Origin of the sequence: Reyranella sp. (genome assembly GCF_004297265.1) — a bacterium.
Lineage (GTDB): Bacteria > Pseudomonadota > Alphaproteobacteria > Reyranellales > Reyranellaceae > Reyranella.
On sequence record NZ_SCUT01000041.1, the window covers coordinates 1 to 19,215 of the forward strand.

Annotated in this window: 20 protein-coding genes and 1 tRNA gene; 11 read left to right on the top strand and 10 right to left on the bottom strand. The window is 64.6% G+C overall.

Features of this window, described 5'->3' with window-relative positions; translation table 11 throughout:
• Nucleotides 1–285 precede the first annotated feature (285 nt).
• Nucleotides 286–1,794, top strand: coding sequence for a hypothetical protein (locus EPO41_RS17960; protein ID WP_296327701.1), 1,509 nt, complete (start codon nucleotides 286–288; stop codon nucleotides 1,792–1,794).
• Nucleotide 1,795: 1 nt separating this feature from the next.
• Here the strand turns inward: EPO41_RS17960 and EPO41_RS17965 are convergent, their stop codons facing one another.
• The gene (locus EPO41_RS17965) at nucleotides 1,796–2,746 is read right to left on the bottom strand and encodes a DNA topoisomerase IB (RefSeq protein WP_296327704.1); all 951 of its coding nucleotides are present in this window, start codon (nucleotides 2,744–2,746) and stop codon (nucleotides 1,796–1,798) included.
• 290 nt (nucleotides 2,747–3,036) lie between these two features.
• On the opposite strand from EPO41_RS17965, the gene EPO41_RS17970 reads away from it, so the two are divergent.
• The gene (locus EPO41_RS17970; RefSeq protein ID WP_296327706.1) at nucleotides 3,037–4,035 is read left to right on the top strand and encodes an ROK family protein; all 999 of its coding nucleotides are present in this window, start codon (nucleotides 3,037–3,039) and stop codon (nucleotides 4,033–4,035) included.
• A gap of 3 nt (nucleotides 4,036–4,038) precedes the next feature.
• Here EPO41_RS17970 and EPO41_RS17975 read toward each other — a convergent pair whose 3' ends face one another.
• Complete coding sequence (locus EPO41_RS17975) at nucleotides 4,039–4,749, bottom strand: Crp/Fnr family transcriptional regulator (protein WP_296327708.1); 711 nt, start codon at nucleotides 4,747–4,749, stop codon at nucleotides 4,039–4,041.
• Nucleotides 4,750–4,908: 159 nt separating this feature from the next.
• Complete coding sequence (locus EPO41_RS17980) at nucleotides 4,909–5,196, bottom strand: hypothetical protein (protein ID WP_296327710.1); 288 nt, start codon at nucleotides 5,194–5,196, stop codon at nucleotides 4,909–4,911.
• 329 nt (nucleotides 5,197–5,525) lie between these two features.
• Between EPO41_RS17980 and EPO41_RS17985 the strand changes: the two genes are divergently transcribed.
• A complete protein-coding gene (locus EPO41_RS17985) occupies nucleotides 5,526–6,062 on the top strand; it encodes a hypothetical protein (protein WP_296327713.1) in 537 nt (178 codons plus the stop codon).
• Here EPO41_RS17985 and EPO41_RS17990 read toward each other — a convergent pair.
• Nucleotides 6,059–6,559, bottom strand: a complete 501-nt coding sequence (locus EPO41_RS17990) for a hypothetical protein (protein ID WP_296327714.1) — start codon at nucleotides 6,557–6,559, stop codon at nucleotides 6,059–6,061. The genes EPO41_RS17985 and EPO41_RS17990 overlap by 4 nt on opposite strands.
• Nucleotides 6,560–6,886: 327 nt before the next feature.
• Between EPO41_RS17990 and EPO41_RS17995 the strand changes: the two genes are divergently transcribed.
• A complete protein-coding gene (locus EPO41_RS17995) occupies nucleotides 6,887–7,858 on the top strand; it encodes a TAXI family TRAP transporter solute-binding subunit (protein ID WP_296327717.1) in 972 nt (323 codons plus the stop codon).
• Between the two features lie 66 nt (nucleotides 7,859–7,924).
• Nucleotides 7,925–9,928, top strand: coding sequence for a TRAP transporter fused permease subunit (locus EPO41_RS18000; protein ID WP_296327720.1), 2,004 nt, complete (start codon nucleotides 7,925–7,927; stop codon nucleotides 9,926–9,928).
• A gap of 61 nt (nucleotides 9,929–9,989) precedes the next feature.
• Here EPO41_RS18000 and EPO41_RS18005 read toward each other — a convergent pair whose 3' ends face one another.
• A complete protein-coding gene (locus tag EPO41_RS18005; RefSeq protein ID WP_296327722.1) occupies nucleotides 9,990–10,985 on the bottom strand; it encodes an HlyD family efflux transporter periplasmic adaptor subunit in 996 nt (331 codons plus the stop codon).
• A gap of 68 nt (nucleotides 10,986–11,053) precedes the next feature.
• Nucleotides 11,054–11,128, bottom strand: a tRNA-Thr gene (locus EPO41_RS18010).
• A gap of 76 nt (nucleotides 11,129–11,204) precedes the next feature.
• Here EPO41_RS18010 and EPO41_RS18015 point away from each other — a divergent pair.
• Nucleotides 11,205–12,362, top strand: coding sequence for an amidohydrolase family protein (locus tag EPO41_RS18015; RefSeq protein ID WP_296327725.1), 1,158 nt, complete (start codon nucleotides 11,205–11,207; stop codon nucleotides 12,360–12,362).
• Nucleotides 12,363–12,512: 150 nt separating this feature from the next.
• On the opposite strand, the gene EPO41_RS18020 is transcribed toward EPO41_RS18015, so the two are convergent.
• The gene (locus EPO41_RS18020) at nucleotides 12,513–12,689 is read right to left on the bottom strand and encodes a hypothetical protein (protein ID WP_295145686.1); all 177 of its coding nucleotides are present in this window, start codon (nucleotides 12,687–12,689) and stop codon (nucleotides 12,513–12,515) included.
• 199 nt (nucleotides 12,690–12,888) lie between these two features.
• Here EPO41_RS18020 and EPO41_RS18025 point away from each other — a divergent pair, with 199 nt between their 5' ends.
• Entirely contained in the window at nucleotides 12,889–13,521 is a 633-nt protein-coding gene (locus tag EPO41_RS18025) for an OmpA family protein (protein ID WP_296327729.1), read from the top strand.
• Between the two features lie 54 nt (nucleotides 13,522–13,575).
• Here EPO41_RS18025 and EPO41_RS18030 read toward each other — a convergent pair whose 3' ends face one another.
• Nucleotides 13,576–13,965, bottom strand: a complete 390-nt coding sequence (locus tag EPO41_RS18030; RefSeq protein ID WP_296327732.1) for a hypothetical protein — start codon at nucleotides 13,963–13,965, stop codon at nucleotides 13,576–13,578.
• Nucleotides 13,966–14,059: 94 nt separating this feature from the next.
• Here EPO41_RS18030 and EPO41_RS18035 point away from each other — a divergent pair, with 94 nt between their 5' ends.
• On the top strand, nucleotides 14,060–14,644 hold the full coding sequence (locus tag EPO41_RS18035) for an XRE family transcriptional regulator (protein ID WP_296327734.1): 585 nt from the start codon (nucleotides 14,060–14,062) through the stop codon (nucleotides 14,642–14,644).
• Between the two features lie 3 nt (nucleotides 14,645–14,647).
• Nucleotides 14,648–15,484 carry an EamA family transporter gene (locus tag EPO41_RS18040; RefSeq protein WP_296327737.1) on the top strand — a complete coding sequence of 279 codons (837 nt, stop codon included), beginning with the start codon at nucleotides 14,648–14,650 and terminating at the stop codon, nucleotides 15,482–15,484.
• Here the strand turns inward: EPO41_RS18040 and EPO41_RS18045 are convergent, their stop codons facing one another.
• On the bottom strand, nucleotides 15,485–15,931 hold the full coding sequence (locus EPO41_RS18045) for a MarR family winged helix-turn-helix transcriptional regulator (RefSeq protein ID WP_296327740.1): 447 nt from the start codon (nucleotides 15,929–15,931) through the stop codon (nucleotides 15,485–15,487). It lies immediately after the preceding gene.
• 80 nt (nucleotides 15,932–16,011) lie between these two features.
• Here EPO41_RS18045 and EPO41_RS18050 point away from each other — a divergent pair, with 80 nt between their 5' ends.
• Nucleotides 16,012–16,665 carry a glutathione S-transferase family protein gene (locus EPO41_RS18050; RefSeq protein ID WP_296327743.1) on the top strand — a complete coding sequence of 218 codons (654 nt, stop codon included), beginning with the start codon at nucleotides 16,012–16,014 and terminating at the stop codon, nucleotides 16,663–16,665.
• Between the two features lie 93 nt (nucleotides 16,666–16,758).
• On the top strand, nucleotides 16,759–17,061 hold the full coding sequence (locus EPO41_RS18055; protein ID WP_296327744.1) for a hypothetical protein: 303 nt from the start codon (nucleotides 16,759–16,761) through the stop codon (nucleotides 17,059–17,061).
• Nucleotides 17,062–17,128: 67 nt separating this feature from the next.
• Here EPO41_RS18055 and rpoD read toward each other — a convergent pair whose 3' ends face one another.
• The gene (rpoD, locus tag EPO41_RS18060) at nucleotides 17,129–19,147 is read right to left on the bottom strand and encodes an RNA polymerase sigma factor RpoD (RefSeq protein ID WP_296327747.1); all 2,019 of its coding nucleotides are present in this window, start codon (nucleotides 19,145–19,147) and stop codon (nucleotides 17,129–17,131) included.
• Nucleotides 19,148–19,215: the final 68 nt, after the last annotated feature.

Below are 19,215 nucleotides of genomic sequence, written 5' to 3' on the forward strand. Positions count from 1 at the left end.
GTGCAGACCGGCCCGAACGTCCGCGAGCCGCAGAACCGCCGCGTCGAAATCGTCATCCAGTAAGCTGGACGACCCTCAACAGGGAAGAAGGCGGTCCTCACGGACCGCCTTTTTCTTTGCCGGTGTTCCGGAAACCAGCTGCGGCATTGGGTACGGTATCGGGACTGGCGGGGCATCGCGGACGCCTGTAAAGGGCATGCCCCGGGCGCAATCCGGTTTTCTGCTGTACCGGTGCGGTAAATCGGTTAGGAAACTCTGGCAGACCAAAAGGCAGATACGTCGGCCATGGCCTCGACGCTCGCTACTCCCATCCAGATCGCTCCGCGCCTCGACTACTCGATGCTGCGGAGGGTCGCGTTTGGCTTCGGGCTGCTCTTCATCTTTATCTCGCCCGCCTGCCCGGACCCCCTGGCCCTGGCCGCCGGTGCCTTCACCCCCTGGCTCATTCTGCGACTGGTGGGCACCCCGACCATGCCCGCAGCCATTGCCTACTACCTTCTCTGCCAATGGTTGCAGGTGTTCGCGCGCGCGTTCCTTGCCCTCGTCGACGGCGAGCCCATGGCGCAGAGCATCTATGGGCCCTGGGTGGTCGAAGCCTACTGGTACATGCTGGCATCGACGGTGACGCTTGCCTTCGCGTGCAAGGTGGTGCTGGGGGGCATCCAACCGCCGACAGAGGAGAATTGGGCAGCCCACCTGTACTGGCGGCCGGTCGACGTATTCCTAGTCTACCTAGGGTCCAACCTGATCACCCAAATGGCGAGCCTCACCTTTGGCGGTGCTCTCTATCAGTTCTTCGACGCCATCGCCCGCTTCAAGATCATGGCGGCGTTTCTCTTGTTTACTTCCGTCATGTCTGTGGGGCGTGGATGGCCCTTCCTGTTTGCCGTGCTCGGGGTCGAAATCCTTTCGGGCATGACGGGCCTGCTCGGCGACTTCCGCGGCGTCTTCGTGTTCCTCGGCACCGCAGCGCTGGCCGCCCAGATCAGGTGGACGCCGCGAACGACCGGCTATGCCCTTCTGGCCACGTTCGGACTGGTGGCATTGGCTCTGTTCTGGACCTCGGTGAAGTTCGAATACCGCGAAATGGCAACGGGCGGTGCAGACTCGCAAGCCTTTCAGACGACATTGTCCGACCGCGTTGGCTACATGCTCGGTCGCATCGTTGGTATTGCAGACATCGATTGGGGATTGGCCTCGAAGGCCCTGCTGGAACGTCTGGCCTATGTGGACATCACCGGTCTGGTGATCAACGTTGATCTTGCGAGCGCCGAAAAGTCGACGATGCGTCAATGGGGCGACGCTCTCAGTCATGTCTTCCAGCCACGCTTCCTGTTTCCCGACAAGCAGGCTCTCTCGGACACCGAGGTATTCATCCGCCTGACCCGGGTGGATGTGCTGGAGAACATGCGCGGTGGCACGTCCATCAGCGTTGGCTACATGGCCGAGAACTACGTGGATCTCGGCTTCCCTGGCATGCTGGGAGGCGTCTTTGCCATCGGCTTGATGGTCGCCCTCGTGATACGGTTTTTCTTTTCGTTCGACGTTCCGTGGATGGTGCGCCAAGGAACGGCGCTCGCCTATGTCTACTCGATCTGTGCAAGTGGTCTCGAAGTCTCCCTGCCCAAGATCCTGGGGAGTACCCTAACGTTCGCGGTGGCTTATGGTCTTGCGCTGAAGTTCGCGTTCCCGGTCGGCCAGAGATGGCTCGAGCGGCGAGCGCGCCAAGCGGCCGACCGCGAGTCCACGCGGCGCCGGATCAAGAGCCTTTTCCGCGGCGGTGGCCCGCTCTAGGTCAGCGATGCCGTGCAACGACTCTCGCCAGCGCCTGCGCGGTTCCTTCGAGGGTGCGACCGGCTGCCGGCGGTAATTCTCCCTGCTCGAAGGCCGCGATGACCGCCTCGTGGACGTAGCTCTTGCGGCAAACGGTCGGCGTGTTGGCGAGCTCCTGGGCGGCGGCGGCTATGGCGTCACGAAGCAACGCCTTGCGCGCACGAAGCGTTCTCGCGGGCGGCGCAGCCGCAAGGGCCTTCATGACGCCCGCCGAAGCAACGAGGGTGCGGAAATCCTTGAGTGATACCCGCACGCCCGATACTTCCCGCAGGAAGGCGTTCACGTCGGCGGCTCGCACGACGTGCAGGGCGCCGTCGGCGTCGCGATACTGGAACAAGCGCCGGCCCGGCAGTACCAGCAGGTTCCTGCAGGTGGCGGCCAGAGTCCGGTCCCGGACTTCGCGGGTCACCATCCTGGCGCCCTTGCCGCGGAAGTGGAGGCGCACCGTCAGCCCGTCGATTTCCACGTTTGATTTGAGGAGCGTCGTCGCGCCGCGCGTCCCGCGTTCGCGCGCATAGGAGTCGCTCCCGGCCCGCAATGCGGTCTTCGATACGAGATAGACGACCGCCGCTGCTGCGCGACGCGAATCCGCGGATTCGGCGCGCAGAAAGCGTCGCACCTTCCGGCTGATGGCGGGCAGGGTCCTTGCGATGTTGTGGAGCTTGCGGGCCTTGATGATTTCGCGAACCCGATGCCAGTTCGGATGATAGCGATACTGAAGGCGCCCGGCGGCGTCCTCGCCGACCGCCTGCAGGTGCGCCGTGGGATTCGCCGCGTAGCGCACGTTCACATAGGCGGGGGGCATGGCGAGAGATCTGAGCCGAGAGACCGTGGGCGCATCCGTGATCGTGGCGCCCTGGGCGTCGACGAAGCGGAAGCCCTTGCCACAGCGCTGACGACGGAGGACCAGCATTGCCCGTGTCCCCCGCGTCAATCCATGCCCGCTCATCAATTGCTCGGTCGAGGAGGATCGCGACATGCGGCGCCAACGAGCCGGTGAGCGGATCGTTGCGGGCAACTCCGAGGCGCTGATGCCGTTGGATTCGCTGCGGCCCCGGGGGCCGCTTCGGGAGGGAACCGGTGGACAGTATCGGCGTGCATGATGAACCGGTCGGCAGGAGCGCGGAAAGCTCCTTCCCATCATCGTCCGAACCGGGTGGACTTTCCCCCGTGCTGGGACACGGCGCCCGCGTGCTCCCGGCCGTGACCGTCGACACTTACAACGAGGAATTGCGGGATGAAGAAGGATTCGTGGGCGACCGTGCCAGCGGTCGCGCCTTTCGCGCAATCCTCGACGATTGGCGCGAGCGCGTCGCTTCGTCACTCGACGAGGACCCATTCGGCGACACGCCGACAAGCGAGATCTCGAAATCGAGGCTCGAAAAGGTCCTGGCGGGAACCGACACGGTGGCGGCAGGTCTCGTCCATACCGCCATCGAGGAATTCGCCCATGAACTGGCGACCGTCGTGCAACGCTTCCTGCGTCTCGAAGGCTGGCAGGAAACCGAGCGCATCGTGATCGGAGGTGGCTTGAGTTCGAGCCATATCGGCCAGCTTGCGATGGGACGTGCCCAGGTCCTGCTCGCCGGCGAAGGGACTTCCATAGAGTTGATTCCGATCGGCCATCATCCCGACGAGGCCGGCTTGATCGGTGCCGCACAGCTCGCCCCGAGTTGGGTGCTGGCCGGGCATGATGCCATCCTCGCCGCCGACATTGGCGGCACCAATCTTCGGGTCGGCATCGTCGAACTCGGGATGAAGAAAGGCGACGTTTCCAAAGCCGCCGTCTGGAAGATGCTGCATTGGCGCCACCGGGACGACGGACCGACGCGGGACCAAGCCGTCGCCCGCCTGGCCGAGATGACCGACAGTCTCGTGCAACGGGCGATTGACGCGAAGCTCAAGCTTGCGCCGTTCATGGGAATCGCCTGTCCTGGCTTCATCGACGGCCGCGGTGCGATCCTGAACGGCGGACAGAATCTTCCGGGCAACTGGCAGGAGGACGGCTTCAATCTCGTATCGGCCCTAGCCGGCCGGCTGCCGCGCATCCACGGGCACGAACCCGTTGTCCTGATCCACAACGATGCGGTGGTGCAGGGCCTGAGCGAACTCCCTCAATTGAAGGACGTTTTCCGCTGGGGCGTGCTGACGATCGGCACGGGGCTGGGAAACGCGCGCTTCACCAACCGACTGCACGGGTAAAATTCAGGCCACGCCGCCGATGATGCGGCGCGTTTTCTCCCGCAAAACCCCGACGCATTCGCAGGCGCCGCGCTCGAGTCCGGCGCGGTCGAGGATCGCGATCTTGCCGCGCTGGTACCGGATCAAGCCCGCCTGCTGAAGCCCGTAGGCGATCAGGCTGACGGTGGGGCGCCTCACCGCAAGCATCTGGGCGAGGAAATCGTGCGTGAGCCGAATCACATCCTCATCGATGCGATCCCGAACCTGGATGATCCAGCGGCACAGGCGCCGATCGGCCGTGTGGAGGGCATTGCAGGCGGCCGTCTGCTGCATCTGGGCGAGCATCAGCTCACTGCTCAACAGCGCCATCTTACGCAAGACAGGACTTTGGTCGACGGCAGAGCGGAAGTCGGCCACGGATATTCGCCAGGCCGTCGCGTCGATCTGGACGATGGCCCGCGTGCCAGCCGTATGATTGCCCAGCGCGGAGAGAGATCCCAGGATGGCTTCCCGGCCGAGTGTCGCGGTCTCGATGGCCGCGCCGTCCTGCATCATGGCAACCAGAGAGATCATGCCGCTTTCGACGAAATAGACGTGCTCGATCCGCTGCTCGGGTTCCTGGAGCACCAGTCCCTGGGATAGCCGGTGGAAGGCGAGATGGGGCCTCAGCCGGATTTGTTCGGCGGCAGGCAGGGCGGAAAGGAAAAGGTTCTTCGGTTCGAAGGCAGACGTCACTGCAGCTATTTCCTCGTTCGCCGGGACACCGCGGTGACTCGCACGCGTAGCCTGTTGATCGGCCTTGGAATGGCCGTGACTGTACGCATGCGCCCGTTTGCCGGTCGGTCCCCTAACGAACGAAGAGGCAGGCCCAGGCCGTATCGGCATGGATGTCACTCAGAACGGCAGGGCACGGCCGTGAGGCATGCGCCGGCCTAGCCGGTCACGCTTGACCGCCGACCCATTTGCCGTGCTCCCGCCCTTGTTTTCATCTTCCGTGACGGCAGTTTCTGCGTAACGCTTGCCCAAAGATGTAAGCCGGGGACCGCTCGGCCCGTCATGCAAAAGCCCCAGCAATTCCAGGCGCAGCCGGTGCGCCGACGGCAGCCTCACGGTTTGGCCGACGGACAGTGCCCTGAGGAGACGCTTCTCCTCTGCGCTGATCCGCACCTGTGCGTCCGGCATGAATCACGGCTCCTTGATGCCAATGGGCCCCACCGGCCCCCTAAGTGTCGGTTGGACGTGCAACGGGGGCCAGGAGACGGGGTTCCGGCCGGAGAGCCATTTGCCGGCCGCCTGCCTGCGATCAAGGCAGGCCGACCTTGGCCAGCCTTGAGCAGCGGCGCGTCATGCCCCCTCGCCTGGTCGGTGAGAAGGGGATAGCCCTGCTTCATCACCCATTGTCTCTCCCCAAAGGAGCGGTGCCTCGTTTCCGCAAGGAAGCGGGGCTTTTTTGCGCAATCCGGTTGGTCGTGTGAAACTGGCAGCAGCTCTGGGGAGAGCGGGGGAAGGAAATGGCACTATCGCGGGTCGTGCGCGGGTTTACTGTCGCGCTGGCAAGCAGCTTGATACTGGCCGCGGGCGTTGTGGCGCCGGTCTCAGCGCAGCAATGGACTGAGGTGAACGAGAGCAAGTTCAAGGTCGAGATGCCCGGCCCGCCCGAGCGATCGGTACAAGAGGTGACGGTCAATGGTACCGGAGAGGTCGCCGACCAGATCGAGCGCACCGTCACCCTGGGCGCCACCGAATATTTCTTCTCCCACACGCCCTACCGGAAGATGCCGGCGGACCTCACGCCAGCGCAAATGCTGCTGAACAGCCGAGACGGCCGGCCCGGCCACCTGCTCGCCGACCGGCAGCTGACCGTCTCCGGTGCCCCGGCACGTGATTTCGTCCACGAGGAGGATGGCTGGATCCTGGCAACCCGCGCCATCTATGCGGGTGACACGCTCTATCAGCTCATCGTGGTCGGAAGGGCCGGGGTTCAGACGGCGCCGGCGACCCGACGCTTTTTCGAATCCTTCACCCTGGCGCCGCGGCGAGATCCCTAACTGCTGCCGCGGTCGGCGCGGTGCAGCCGGATGGTCAGAAGCAATGCCCGGCCGAGCATGGCACTTCCACAGAACATGGCGACGAGCGCCGCTCCCAGGCGAAAAATCTCCAGGTGCGGACTGGCCAGTAACGCACCCAGGCACTCCACGGCGACGGCGGCACCCAGGAGGACCGCCACCCAAACGAGAAGGAGCTTGGCGGCCTGCGTGAGGTTCACCTGTGGCCGGTACATGTCGTGCCTGATGCCGATCATAATCCCGCGGGCCGCGCCAACAACGAATCCGGCGGCGAGCGCGGCGCCGAACAGCCACGGCGGCTGGTGTTCGGCGAACTGGAGGAGGGAGAGGATGGCACCCGCGAACAGCGCGAGGATGGCGGGAGCAAACAGGCGCCACGTCGAGATATAGCGCCGCCGCACCTCGCGCAGCGAAAGGTAGATGCAGCCCCCGGCCGCTCCGACCAACAGCAGATGGACCAAGGTCAGATTGTGAACCACGCGTCGAGCATACACGGCAATCATTTCAATTAAAGGCAGCTCCCCGCCGCAACGCCGACGTGGCGATCCTTGTCGCCGAAGGGGTTGTATCGAGGCCGGGCCGGCCTTGTCAGAATACTACCGCAAGCTCGCGTGATATGGCTCCTCGCCCGGGTTTTTCGTCCCCAGCCGTCAGGTCAGCACCGATGACTGCCTGGTTCTTGGGCGATTCTGGCAAGCGGAGGCTGCATTCCGAAAACCCGCTATTTGTGCGTGTTGCCTCCATTCGGCAGGCGTGGTTTCTTCCGCGCCAGTTCGGGGAGAGAAACGAACATCAGGGAGCTTCATATGAATCGACGTCAGTTCATCGCCGCCGGATCGGCCGCCAGCGCCTTTGGTCTGGTCGGGGGAGCATTGCCGGCCGCTGCTCAGGCCCAGTTCTCGATCGCCACGGGCACCACGGGTGCCGTCTACTATCCGCTCGGCGGCGCGATGGCGAACATCCTGAGCAAGAAGGTGCCGGGCTGGGCGGTCACCGCCGAGGCGACGGCAGGCTCGGTCGCCAACATGCACATGATCCGGGACGGCAAGGCGCAGATGGCACTGACCCAGTGCGACACGGCCTATGATGCCATCAAGGGCCTCGACAAGTTCGTCGGCAAGCCGGTCGAATCGCGCACCCTGGCGGTGGTCTATCCCAACCTGGTGCATTTCGTGACCATGGAGGGCACCGGGATCAACAAGTTGTCCGACATCAAAGGCAAGCGCATCTCGACCAGCGCCCCCGTCAGCGGATCCGAGGTGATGGCTCTGCGTATCATCGACGAACTCGGCCTGAAGCTCAGCGACATCAAGCGCGAACGCCTGTCGCCGGCCGAGAGCACGAATGCCATGAAGGACGGCAAGCTCGACGGCTATTTCTTCAACGGCGGGCCGCCGGTCGCGGCGATCACCGATCTGGCGGCGACCCAGGGCATCAAGATCAAGCTGATCTCGACGGCCGACTTGGTGCCGGCGCTGAACAAGAAGTACGGCCCCGTCTTCGCGGCCAGCCAGATTCCGGCCAAGGCCTATCCGAACCAGGATGCGGCGGTGCCGGTCATCGCGATCTGGAACATCCTCGTCGTGCCGGCTTCCATGAGCGACGACCAAGCCTACACGATCACGAAGACGCTCTGGGACAACCAGGCCGACCTGGTGGCGACGCACAAGGCAGCGATCGACATGACGCCGGAGAACCAGAAGGCTACGAACTCGTCGGTGCCGTTCCATCCCGGCGCGATGAAATTCTTCGCCGAGAAGGGCATCAAGCTGTCGTAAAGACAGGAATACTAGCGGGGCCCTCCAACAGGAGGGCCCCGTTTCCATTTTGGGGTGGGAAGAACGATGACGGTCCAGGCCGAGCTGCTGAGCGACGAGGAAAAGCGCAAGATCGAGGAGCTCGTCGAGCAGGAAGAAGGCGGCATCCACAGGTTCGTGGGCTGGTGGGGCAAGGTCCTCACTTTCCTCGCCTTCACGATGACCATCTTCCACCTCTACGCCGCGGCATCGACCGTCGACACGCAGTCGCTGCGTGAGATCCATGTCGCTTATGCGCTGTCGCTGGTCTTCCTGCTGTTCCCGGCGGCGAAGAGCTGGCGCAACCGGGTCGCTCCCTGGGACATCGTGGCGGCCGGTCTGTCGATCGTCGTCATCTGGTACATGATGACGGGCGGCAGCTGGACGGACTTTGCCGCGTCCGACGACTTCCTCGACCGCTATGTCTCGCCGACCCAGACCGATCTGGTGATCGGAGGTCTGCTGATCCTGCTGGTTCTCGAATCGACCCGTCGGGCAACCGGCTGGATCATGCCGATCCTGTCCATCGTGTTCTTCGCCTACGCTCTATGGGGCAACTACCTGCCCGCCCCGTGGACGCACAAGGGCTATCCGCTGTCCGACATGATCGCCGAAGAATACATGACCCTGAACGGCATCTTCGGTTCGGCCATCGACGTCTCGGCCACGTTGATCATCCTGTTCACGATCTTCGGCGCCATCCTGCAGGCGTCCGGCGCAGGACGCTTCTTCATCGATTTCTCGCTGCGCGCCATGAAGGGCCAGCCCAATGCCGCCGGCCGTGCGGTCGTTCTGTCGTCGTTCCTGCTGGGCGGTCCTTCGGGCTCGGGCGTCGCCACCACGGTGACCATCGGCACCGTCGCCTGGCCGATCATGAAGGAGGCGGGCTACGGCAAGTCGGCGGCGGGCGGCCTGCTGGCGGCGGGTGGCCTCGGCGCCATCCTGTCGCCGCCGGTGCTGGGCGCCGCCGCCTTCCTGATCGCCGAATACCTGAAGATGTCCTATCTCGACATCGTGCGGATGGCGCTCATTCCCACCTGCCTCTACTATTTCGGCCTGCTGATGATGACCGAGATCGATTCGCGCAAGTATGGGCTGCGCGCCGTCGATCCGACGGTCGATCTGACGATGAAGCAGCTGATGACGCGCTACGGCTTTCACTTCACGTCGCTGATCTCGGTGGTCGTGCTGATGGTGTGGGGCTTCTCGGCGACCTATGCCGTATTCTGGTCGATCCTGCTCGCCATCCTGGTGAGCTACATGCGCGCCGACACGGCGCTCTGGCCCGGCCGGCTCTTCCAGGCGCTGGCCGACGGCTCGATCCAGGCGCTGGGCGTTGCCGCCACCTGTGCCTGCGCCGGCCTCATCGTCGGCGTCATCACCAAGACGGGTCTCGCGCTTAAGTTCTCGTCCATCGTCATCGACCTGGCCGGTGGCTCGGTCTTCTGGACGGCGATGTATACGGCGCTGATCGTCTGGGTGGTCGGACTCGCCGTGCCGGTGACGGCCTCCTACATCATGTGTGCGGTCATCGCGGCGCCTGCGCTGATCAAGCTCGGCATCCCGGACTACGCCGCGCACATGTTCATCTTCTACTACGCCGTGCTTTCGGAAGTGTCGCCGCCAACTGCGCTCGCCCCGTTCGCGGCCGCCACGATCACGCGCGCCGATCCCTACGTGACCACGTTGCAGAGCTGGAAGTATGCGCTGCCGGCCTTCCTCGTACCATTCATCTTCGTGCTCGATCCGATCGGAACCGGCTTGCTGCTCGAGACGCCGAAAAACATGAGCTGGCTCTGGATCCCGTGGGTCACGCTGGGCGCAACGGGCGGCATCGTGGCGCTCGCGGCGGCGGCGCAGGGCCATCTGTGGCGGCCCCTCGGCGTCGGCACGCGCGTCATCTGTGGCGTGGCCGGCATCGCGCTCACCTTTCCGGGCATCATCGACGACTGGGTGGGCGGCCTCGTTGCCGCGCGCCTGATCGGCCTGGCGATCCTGGCAGCGGTCATCGTGTACGAATACCGGCAGCCCAGGCAGGCCGCCGTCGCCTGACGGCGGCGCTCCGTTCCTTCCGGGGGAAGCGGGATCACCGGGCTGAGCTTCGCTCAGCCCGCTACTGGAAGACGACGCGGGCTTCGCGGCCGAGCATCTGTGGAATGCTCTGCGGGTCGTCGGGCTTGATCTCCACCTCGACCAGCCGCGCATTGGATTCGCCGAGGTCTGCTTCCGACCGCTTCGTGCGCTTCACCGTCAGCGGCGTGCGGGTGATCGTCCCGACATGAATGGTGCGGCTGCCCTGGAAGGTGAACTCGACCTTGCCGCCCGGCTTCACGCTGCGCAGGTGGATTTCGTCCACGTCGGCGAAGATGCGGATCTGGTTGAGATCGACGATCTTAGCGATGCCCCTGAACGAGATCCGCTCACCCTGACGCGTATAGATGTCGACCACGACACCATCGAGCGGCGAGCGCACCATGGCGAGCTCGCGCTCCATCTTGGCTTCGTCCATCTTGGCTTCGAGGATGGCGATATTGGATTCGGTCTGCGCCAGATCGGCCGCGAGCACTTCCTTCTGGAACTTGAGCTTCGCTTCCTCGCGCTCCAGCGACTGTTGGGAGAGTGTGGACTGGAGCTGCTTCTGGTCGGGAGGCACACTCGACCGGGACAGTTCGAGTTCCTTGAGCCGGTTCTCCTCGGACGCCGTTTTCACCGATATTTCCTGCAGCGCGATCTCGGCGGTCCTGTAGCCAGAAATCATCGATTCGCGCTGCCGGCGCGCCTTGGCAAGCTCCGATTCGATCCTGCGCACTTCGGCGTCCGCCGTGGCGTAGTTGTTGAGCACCGCGATGATCTCGCCACGTTTGACGGCCTGGCCGTTCTTGATGCGCAGTTCGCTGAGGACCGAGCCGCCGACCGGGTCGCCGGCGATGACCGCCGTGCCTGCCGGCGCATCGGTGTAGCCTCGCGAAATCAGCGGGCCGTTCACCTCGGAACTGTTCTGGGCGCTGCCGACCTGGAGATCGGGCAAGCCGAACACGATGGCAAGCGAGATCACGGCGACCGCGAGTGCGCCAGCGCCGACCCATGCAACTTTATTGCTTTGCGCCATCTCGGACCGTTTTTAACACCCAACGAGAAGGGCCGGCATCCCCTTGATCGTCAAGGAGGAAGAAGCGCTGGTGCTGCCGGACAGGATTGAACTGTCGACCTCCCCCTTACCAAGGGGGTGCTCTACCACTGAGCTACGGCAGCGCGCGGCGGGGGTATGCCACACGGTTGGGGGCGGTTCAACCGCTGCCGCCGGCCGAAACGGAGGCAGTTCCGCAGCTTGCCGGGCCTCCGGGCCTCTGCCTACCCTCGACCGGATAAAATGGAGGAACGGATGGACTGGCGCCCGATTTCTGCGGATTCCCATATCACCGAGCCACCTGGCTGCTACCGCGACCATATCGACCCCGCCTATCGCGCGCGCGCGCCGCACGTCGTGCGCCACGACGGAATGGGTGACATCTACGTCGTGGACGGCATGAAGACGCCGGTGCCGATGGGCTTGATCGCAGCCGCCGGCGTCGCGCCCAAGGACATCAGGATCGGCGGCGCCAAGTTCGAGGACCTGCACCGCAGCGGCTGGGATCCTTCCACCCGCCTGCAGGATCAGGACAGGGATGGTGTCGCGGCCGAGATCATCTATCCGACCGTGGGCATGCTGATCTGCAACCATCCCGACTTCGACTTCAAGAAGGCCTGCTTCGACGCCTACAATCGTTGGCTCCAGTCCTATTGCGCCTATGCACCCGACCGGCTCGTCGGCATGGGCCAGACGGCAATGCGCACGGTCAAGGAGGGCATCGCCGACCTCGAACGGATCGAGGCGATGGGATTCCGGGGCGTGATGATGCCGGGCAATCCCGGCGAAAAGGATTACGACGATCCGGTCTACGACCCGTTCTGGGAAGCCGCCGTCGCCCTCGAGCTGCCCTTGTCATGGCATATCCTCACCACCTCGGGCGACAACTCGCTGTCGAAGCCGCGCGGTCCCAAAATCAACGGCTTCCTTTCCATCATCCGGGGCTGCCAGGACATCATGGGCATGCTGGTCTTCAGCGGTGTATTCGAGCGACACCCCGGGTTACGCGTTGTCTGCGTCGAGGCCGACGCCGGGTGGGCGCCGCATTTCATGTACCGCATGGATCACGCGTACAAGCGTCATCGGTACTGGATGAAGGGCAAGGAACTGGAGCGGCTGCCCTCCGAATATTTCCGCGATCACATCACTTTGACGTTTCAGGACGATTGGACGGCATTTCAGTTCGCCGACCTGTTGTCTCCGAATCAACTCATGTGGGCCAATGATTTTCCCCACAGTGACTCGACGTGGCCCTGGAGCCAGGATGTCATCGCGGAGCAAACTGCCCACCTCACGCCCGAACTGAGGAAACGAATCCTGCGCGACAACGTGGCCGAACTCTACAAGCTTGCCGCGTAGCCGCGCAGTTGAAGATCGGCTAGCGGGTGTAGACGACCGTCTGCTGCGCCGGGACCGGCTTCTCGACCACTCGCTCACTCTGGATCGAGCAGCCTGCGGCCAGGATACAGGCAGCCGCTAACAGTATCAGCTTCGCCATGGGAAGGTTCCCTATCGCGTCGTGTAGACGGTCGTCGTCTGGGTCGGAACCGGGGTGGTGTTGTCGTACACGACGGTCCGCTCGGCGGTGCGGGCGGGAACGGGCTTCTCGACGACACGCTCGGTGTAGGAGGCACAACCCGCGACGAACGAGCAGGCGGCGATGATAATGATTGCTACTTGCTTCACCGGAAATCCTCCGTTTGATATTGCAGCATCACAACGGCGCATTCGCTCGGGGGTTGCGGGAACATGCGGAGCGACGGCACCTGCGCTATTTGCTCGCGGATGAGCTGAGAACAGTCCCTGTGAAGTTTTTTTGCATTGCTCACGCAGTGGCAGTTTTGCATATTGCGAACGGCTAAATGGCCATAGGGGAGAGGGGCTTATGCTCAAGAAATTGTTTGTTCTACTTGCCGCCACGTTCATGATCGCCGCTTGCGACGAACCCGCGCCGGCCACTGCGCCGCCGCCGCCGCCGCCGCCGGCACCTCAGAGCTTCATGGTCTTCTTCGATTGGGACAGCGCCAAGCTGAATCCGCAGGCCACGAACGTCGTCGGCCAGGCTGCTGCTGCCTTCAAGACGAAGGGTGGTGCGCGCATCACGGCCACCGGCCATACCGATACGTCGGGTAGCGAGACCTACAACATGGCGCTGTCGCTGCGCCGCGCGAATGCGGTCAAGGACGCGCTCGTCCAGCAGGGCGTGCCCGCCACCGCGATCGCCGTCGTCGGCCGCGGCGAACAGGGCCTGCTCGTGCAGACCGGCCCGAACGTTCGCGAGCCGCAGAACCGCCGTGTCGAGATCGTCATCGCGCAGACGATGGCTGCCGCTCCGATGGATGACGCCGCCTACTGCCGCGCGCTCGCCAAGAAGTGGCGGGAACTCGACCGCACGGATCCGTCCGGTCCGGCTCCTCAGGCGATCGCCAAGTGCGATGCGGGTGACTACGCGGCGGGCATTCCCGTCCTGGTCAAGATCCTGACGGACTCCAAGGTTCCGCTGCCGCCGCGCACCTGAGACCTGATACCGACAACGGAAAAGGCGGCCCTCATGGCCGCCTTTTTTGTTGGGCTATTTCCGGCCGGGGCGCGCCGGCAGGCGAGCCCATTGCCGGGGCTGGAGTTCGCGATATTCGATCCACGGCCCGGTTTCGGCGAAGCCGGGATCCAGTGCTCCGACGTCGCTTACCCAGTAGCCGAGGGAGCGGCGGTTCGCGTCGAACTTCCAGGTGCCGACAACGACCTCCTCGGCGACATGACCTGCCAAGCCCGGGCAGAAAAGCAGAATGGGGCCTTCGTCCTTCGGCGCCGTTTCGATCGCCTGCCATACCGTCTGCCTCAGCGTCTCGATTTCCGCCGCTGCTCGCCAGCGCACATCGCCCTCGAGGGCGTCCGTGTTCTCACCGGCCGGGCCGTGATGGTCCCGGCACTGGGCACGCAGCTCATCGACTATGTCCTTCATCTCGACTCCAAGCCCCCCTCGCATTCGCCTGCCGTTTTAGCGCAGCTCTCATTTCCTTGATGCGTCGTCCAATATAATGGATAGTATTTCCACTATGAGAGAGAATGCAGACCGCGGCATCAACGAACGGATCGCTGCCCGTGTCCGCGAACTGCGCGGCCGACGGGGCCTCTCCCTGGAGGCTCTGGCTGAAGCAAGCGGGGTCAGCCGCTCGATGATTTCCCTGGTCGAGCGCGGCGAAAGCAGTCCCACCGCCGTCGTCCTCGAGAAGCTGGCGACGGGGCTCGGCGTATCCCTGGCGACGCTCTTCGAGGCACCGGCTGCGCCGCCGCACCCCGTGTCCCGTCGGGCTGACCAAGTCGAATGGCGCGATCCCGCCTCGGGATATCGGCGCCGCAACGTCTCGCCGGATGGATTTCCGTCACCCATCCAGATCGTCGAGGTGATCTTCCCCCCAGGTGCACGCGTGGCTTACGAGACGGCGGCGCGATCCGACGTCGCCCACCAGCAGGTCTGGGTGCTGCAGGGCCTGATCGAGGTCATGCTGGGGGAGGAACGCTTTGAGCTGGGTGCCGGCGACTGCCTGGCGATGATCCTCGATCGGCCGATCACCTATCACAATCCGACGCCGAAGCCCGCGCGCTACTGCGTGGTTATCGTGGCGCCGCGGCCGGCCTGAACGATGGATCTGACGGACGTTTCCCTGGCCCTGCTGAGTGCGGTCCTGCATGCGGGCTGGAACGCCGCGGTGAAGGCGAGCCGCAGTCCCCCGCAGGTGATGACGACCCAGATGGTTCTGGGTGCCCTGCTCGTGGTCCCGGCGCTTTTCTGGTCCGGGCTCCCGAGCCTGGCGTCATGCGGCTGGATCGCGGCGTCGACCTTGATGAACGTCCTCACCGTGTCGGCCCTGCTGCGCGCCTACGAGCTTGGCGGATTCGGCCTCGTCTATCCCGTCGTCCGGTCTCTGGCGGTGCTGATGGTTGTGCCGCTCGCGGCCGTCATGATGGGCGAACGCCTTGGGCCCGCGGGACTTCTCGGCATCCTGATCATCTCGCTCGCGCTCGGTGTCCTCGCCTGGGACACCGCGAGAGGGCAGGGGATCACACGGGCCGCGATGGCATGGACGCTGGCGGCCGGCGTCGGCACCGCGGCCTACGTCATGTGCGATGCGCAGGGCGTGCGGCTCTCGGGGTCGCCCTGGGCCTATGGCTTCGTCGTATCGATCACCAACGCGGCGGCCATGGCATGGCGGCAGCGTCGCGGCGGGCCGCCCTGGGCGCAGGTGAGGGCACACTGGGCGATCGCCCTGCCGATCGCCGTCGCGGCCATGGGATCCTACCTGCTCATCCTCTGGGTCTGGAGCCATGCGCCCATCGCCCCGGCGGCGGCGCTCCGCGACACGAGCGCGATCTTCGCGGTGCTTATCGCCGTCTTCTGGCTCAGGGAACCCTTCACGCGCACGCGCATCGCGGCCGTCCTGCTGGCTGCGGTCGCCGTGCCCCTGCTGCGGTTCGGCTGATCAGGCCCTGACGTAAAGACGACTGAGAAGATCACCCAGGGTGGTCGCCTCGGATTCCGAAAGACGACTCCCGACGGCGGCGGCGATGGCGTCCGCATAGACGGGCCACATGCGGCGGCGGATCGCTCGGCCGGATTTGGTGATGGTCAGTCTTTGGCCGCGACCATCCTCTTCGCTTGCCGAGCGCGCAACGTAGCCCGCTGCTTCGAGGCGATCGATGAGGCGCGAGAGATTGTACTGGGCAAACAGCATCTCCTTCTGCAGCTCGAAGGGACGCAGGCCCGCCGGATCGGCCCTCTCCAGTTCGAGCAGGGCGTCATACCAGGCGAGGGGAGGCAGTCCGGCTTTCCTTAGGCGTGCCTCGACGGTCGACTGTGCGGCCCGATGGGCTCGTTCCAGGCGGGCCCAGGCACGGATGACGGCATCGGGCGGGGCGGGCGAACTCATGCGGACACTCTAACAATAAATGCATTTGCATCAAGTCCAGGCTCCATATAAATGCAAATGCATCAATATGGAGTCCAGGCATGCTGACGCTCGTTTCCTTCGACCTCTGTCCTTATGTGCAACGCGCGGCCATCGCGCTGGCCGAGAAGGGGATTCCCTTCGAGCGGCGTGATGTCGACCTTGCCGACAAGCCGGGGTGGTTCAAGGCGATCTCGCCGCTCGGCAAGGTGCCGCTTCTGCAAGTCGACGGTGAGGTACTCTTCGAAAGCGCCGTCATCGTCGAATATCTCGATGAGACTCGCGGCCCGAAGCTTCATCCCCAGGACGCCCTCGTGCGGGCAAGGCATCGCGCGTGGATGGAGTTCGGCTCGTCGATCCTGGCCGACATCTGGACCGTGGAAACGACGCCGGACCAGGCGACCTTCCAGGCCAAGGCCCGGATCTTGCGCGAGAAGTTCGTGCGCCTCGAAGGAGAACTCGGGGTGGGGCCGTGGTTCACGGGCGAGCGCTTCAGTTTGGTCGATGCGGTCTTCGCGCCGGCTTTCCGCTACTTCGACGTCTTCGACCGCTTCATCGATCTCGGCGTGTTCGAGGGCCTGCCGAAGGTGCAGACCTGGCGACAGGCGCTGGCGGCCCGGCCGTCGGTCCGAGACGCCGTTGCGGCCGATTACGAGGCCAGGCTGGAGGCCTTTCTGCGTCGCCAGCCGTCCTGGCTGGCCAGGCACCTGCACTGACCGGGTGACGGCGGGCGGGCTTGTGCGCGGGGGAGCCCGGTGACAGCATCGGTGAAGATCACAGCGTCCCCGTTGTCGGCCGAGGAGACTCCCATGGAAGTCGATGGTCTTGTCACGGCATTGGAGCGGATCGAACATGCCGCCCGGGATTTCATGCATCCGGCCCACAAGTCGGATGCGCCATCCGTACTGCTGGACGTGCTGGCGGAATGCGGGCGCGCCCTCGGGCATCCCTATGCCATCGATCCCGGCCTGGACGATGCGCGCAACGAGGCGTCGCGGCACTGCGCCGCCGTCCAGGAAAACCTGTCTGCCGTCATGGAGGAGATCCGCCAGCTCCATATGACGGTGAGCGGGTTGCTGCCGTCGCTGGTACGGATCGCCGATCGCGAGTGAGGCGATCGCGAGAGACATGAAAAAGCCGGGGACAAGCCCCGGCTTCGATCTCCGATCGCGGTCTTTCTCAGCCCTCGTCGAGGAAGCTGCGCAGCATGCGCGAGCGGCTCGGATGCTTCAGCTTGCGCAGGGCCTTGGCTTCGATCTGGCGGATACGCTCGCGGGTGACCGAGAACTGCTGGCCGACCTCCTCCAGTGTGTGGTCGGTGTTCATGCCGATGCCGAAGCGCATGCGCAGCACGCGCTCCTCGCGTGGCGTGAGCGTCGCCAGGACTCGCGTCGTGCTTTCGCGCAGGTTGCCCTGGATCGCCGCCTCGAGCGGGATGACGGCGTTCTTGTCCTCGATGAAGTCTCCGAGATGGCTGTCCTCCTCGTCGCCGATCGGCGTTTCGAGGGAGATCGGTTCCTTGGCGATCTTCAGGACCTTGCGCACCTTCTCGAGCGGCATGCCGAGCTTTTCGGCCAGCTCCTCGGGTTGCGGCTCGCGGCCGATCTCGTGCAGCATCTGGCGGCTGGTGCGGACCAGCTTGTTGATGGTCTCGATCATGTGCACGGGGATGCGGATGGTGCGCGCCTGGTCGGCGATCGACCGCGTGATGGCCTGGCGGATCCACCACGTGGCGTAGGTCGAGAACTTGTAGCCCCGGCGGTACTCGAACTTGTCGACCGCCTTCATCAGGCCGATGTTGCCTTCCTGGATGAGGTCGAGGAACTGCAGGCCGCGGTTCGTGTACTTCTTGGCGATCGAGATCACGAGGCGCAGGTTGGCCTCGATCATCTCCTTTTTCGCCCGCATCATCTCGCGCTCGCCGTCCTGGACGGTCTTGCACATGCGGCGGAACTCGAAGATCGGCGCGCCGCAGTGATCGGAGATGTCCTTGATCTCGGACCGGATCTTCTCGATCTCGGGCGCGCGCTTCTTGGCAAAATCCTTCCAGCCCCGGCCGGACAGCTTGCCGACCTTCTCGAGCCAGTTGGGATCGATCTCGTGCGTGAGATAATTTTCGAGGAAATCCTGCCGCGAGATGCGGAAGCTCTCGGCCGTGCGCAGCAGCTTGCCCTCAAGCATCATCAGCTTGCGGTTGAGGTCGTACAGCGACAGCTTGAGCTGCTCGATGCGGGCGGCGTTGATGTGCACCGTCCGCACCAGCTCGACGATCTTCTTGCGATGCTTCTCGTAGCTCTTCTCGAAGTCGGCGCTGGGCTTCTGGCCGCGCGCGAGCGTCGACAGGCGCCGGTTCTGCACCTTCGACATCTCGATATAGACTTTGTAGATCTTGGTGAGGGTGCGCAGTACCTCGGGCTTGAGCTTCTCCTCGAGCGCCGACAGGGAGAGGGCGTTCTCGTCATCCTCCTCGGCCCCTTCCGCTGCAGGCGCCTCGCCGCCTTCGCCGTTCACCGCCGGTGGCGCCGGACGCACCAGCTTCGGCATCATGGCCGGGCGCGGCATCGGGGGCGCGGCGGGAGCGGCCGCTGCCGCGTTCACGCCCTTGCCCTCGCCGGGGGCGCCGCCGCCCTGGGTTGCCTCGAGGTCGATCACGTCACGCAGCAGGATGCGGCCTTCGTTGATCGCGTCGCGCCAGTGTAGCAGCGCCGTGATCGTCATCGGGCTCTCGCAGATGCCGCCGATCATCTTGTCCTGGCCGGCCTCGATGCGCTTGGCGATCTCGATCTCGCCCTCGCGGCTCAGCAACTCGACGCTGCCCATCTCGCGCAGGTACATGCGGACGGGATCGTCGGTGCGCCCGAGCTCCTCATCCTCGCCCGTCGCCTCGGCGGCGACCACCGCCGTCTTGGCCGGTTCAGCCTGCGTCGCAGAGGCAGTGTCTTCCGGCTCCTCGGCCTCGACGACATTGACCCCGGCCTCGGACAGCATCGCCATCGTGTCCTCGATCTGCTCGGAGGACACTTCGTCGGGCGGCAGGGCGGCGTTCAGCTCGTCATAGGTGACGTAGCCCCGCTCCTTGCCCTTCTGGACGAGTTTCTTGAGTTCGGCGCCAAGGGAGTCGAGCAGAGGGGCATCGGGTCCCTCCTCGCGGGCGTCGGTGGCTTCGGGCTGCGCTACGGTCGCGGTTTTGGTCGCCATTTACTCAAATCCTTGGGTGCGACAAACGGAGAGAACGGCCAAAGGGCCGTTATTTGGCTGCAAGAAGG

Bases quoted from the DNA above. Each gene is read 5' to 3' on its own strand.
- EPO41_RS17960 (WP_296327701.1), top strand. From the start codon at position 286: ATGGCCTCGACGCTCGCTACTCCCATCCAGATCGCTCCGCGCCTCGAC.
- EPO41_RS17965 (WP_296327704.1), bottom strand. From the start codon at position 2,746: ATGCTGGTCCTCCGTCGTCAGCGCTGTGGCAAGGGCTTCCGCTTCGTC.
- EPO41_RS17980 (WP_296327710.1), bottom strand. From the start codon at position 5,196: ATGCCGGACGCACAGGTGCGGATCAGCGCAGAGGAGAAGCGTCTCCTC.
- EPO41_RS17985 (WP_296327713.1), top strand. From the start codon at position 5,526: ATGGCACTATCGCGGGTCGTGCGCGGGTTTACTGTCGCGCTGGCAAGC.
- EPO41_RS17995 (WP_296327717.1), top strand. From the start codon at position 6,887: ATGAATCGACGTCAGTTCATCGCCGCCGGATCGGCCGCCAGCGCCTTT.
- EPO41_RS18000 (WP_296327720.1), top strand. From the start codon at position 7,925: ATGACGGTCCAGGCCGAGCTGCTGAGCGACGAGGAAAAGCGCAAGATC.
- EPO41_RS18005 (WP_296327722.1), bottom strand. From the start codon at position 10,985: ATGGCGCAAAGCAATAAAGTTGCATGGGTCGGCGCTGGCGCACTCGCG.
- EPO41_RS18025 (WP_296327729.1), top strand. From the start codon at position 12,889: ATGCTCAAGAAATTGTTTGTTCTACTTGCCGCCACGTTCATGATCGCC.
- EPO41_RS18030 (WP_296327732.1), bottom strand. From the start codon at position 13,965: ATGAAGGACATAGTCGATGAGCTGCGTGCCCAGTGCCGGGACCATCAC.
- EPO41_RS18035 (WP_296327734.1), top strand. From the start codon at position 14,060: ATGAGAGAGAATGCAGACCGCGGCATCAACGAACGGATCGCTGCCCGT.
- EPO41_RS18040 (WP_296327737.1), top strand. From the start codon at position 14,648: ATGGATCTGACGGACGTTTCCCTGGCCCTGCTGAGTGCGGTCCTGCAT.
- EPO41_RS18045 (WP_296327740.1), bottom strand. From the start codon at position 15,931: ATGAGTTCGCCCGCCCCGCCCGATGCCGTCATCCGTGCCTGGGCCCGC.
- EPO41_RS18050 (WP_296327743.1), top strand. From the start codon at position 16,012: ATGCTGACGCTCGTTTCCTTCGACCTCTGTCCTTATGTGCAACGCGCG.
- EPO41_RS18055 (WP_296327744.1), top strand. From the start codon at position 16,759: ATGGAAGTCGATGGTCTTGTCACGGCATTGGAGCGGATCGAACATGCC.
- rpoD (WP_296327747.1), bottom strand. From the start codon at position 19,147: ATGGCGACCAAAACCGCGACCGTAGCGCAGCCCGAAGCCACCGACGCC.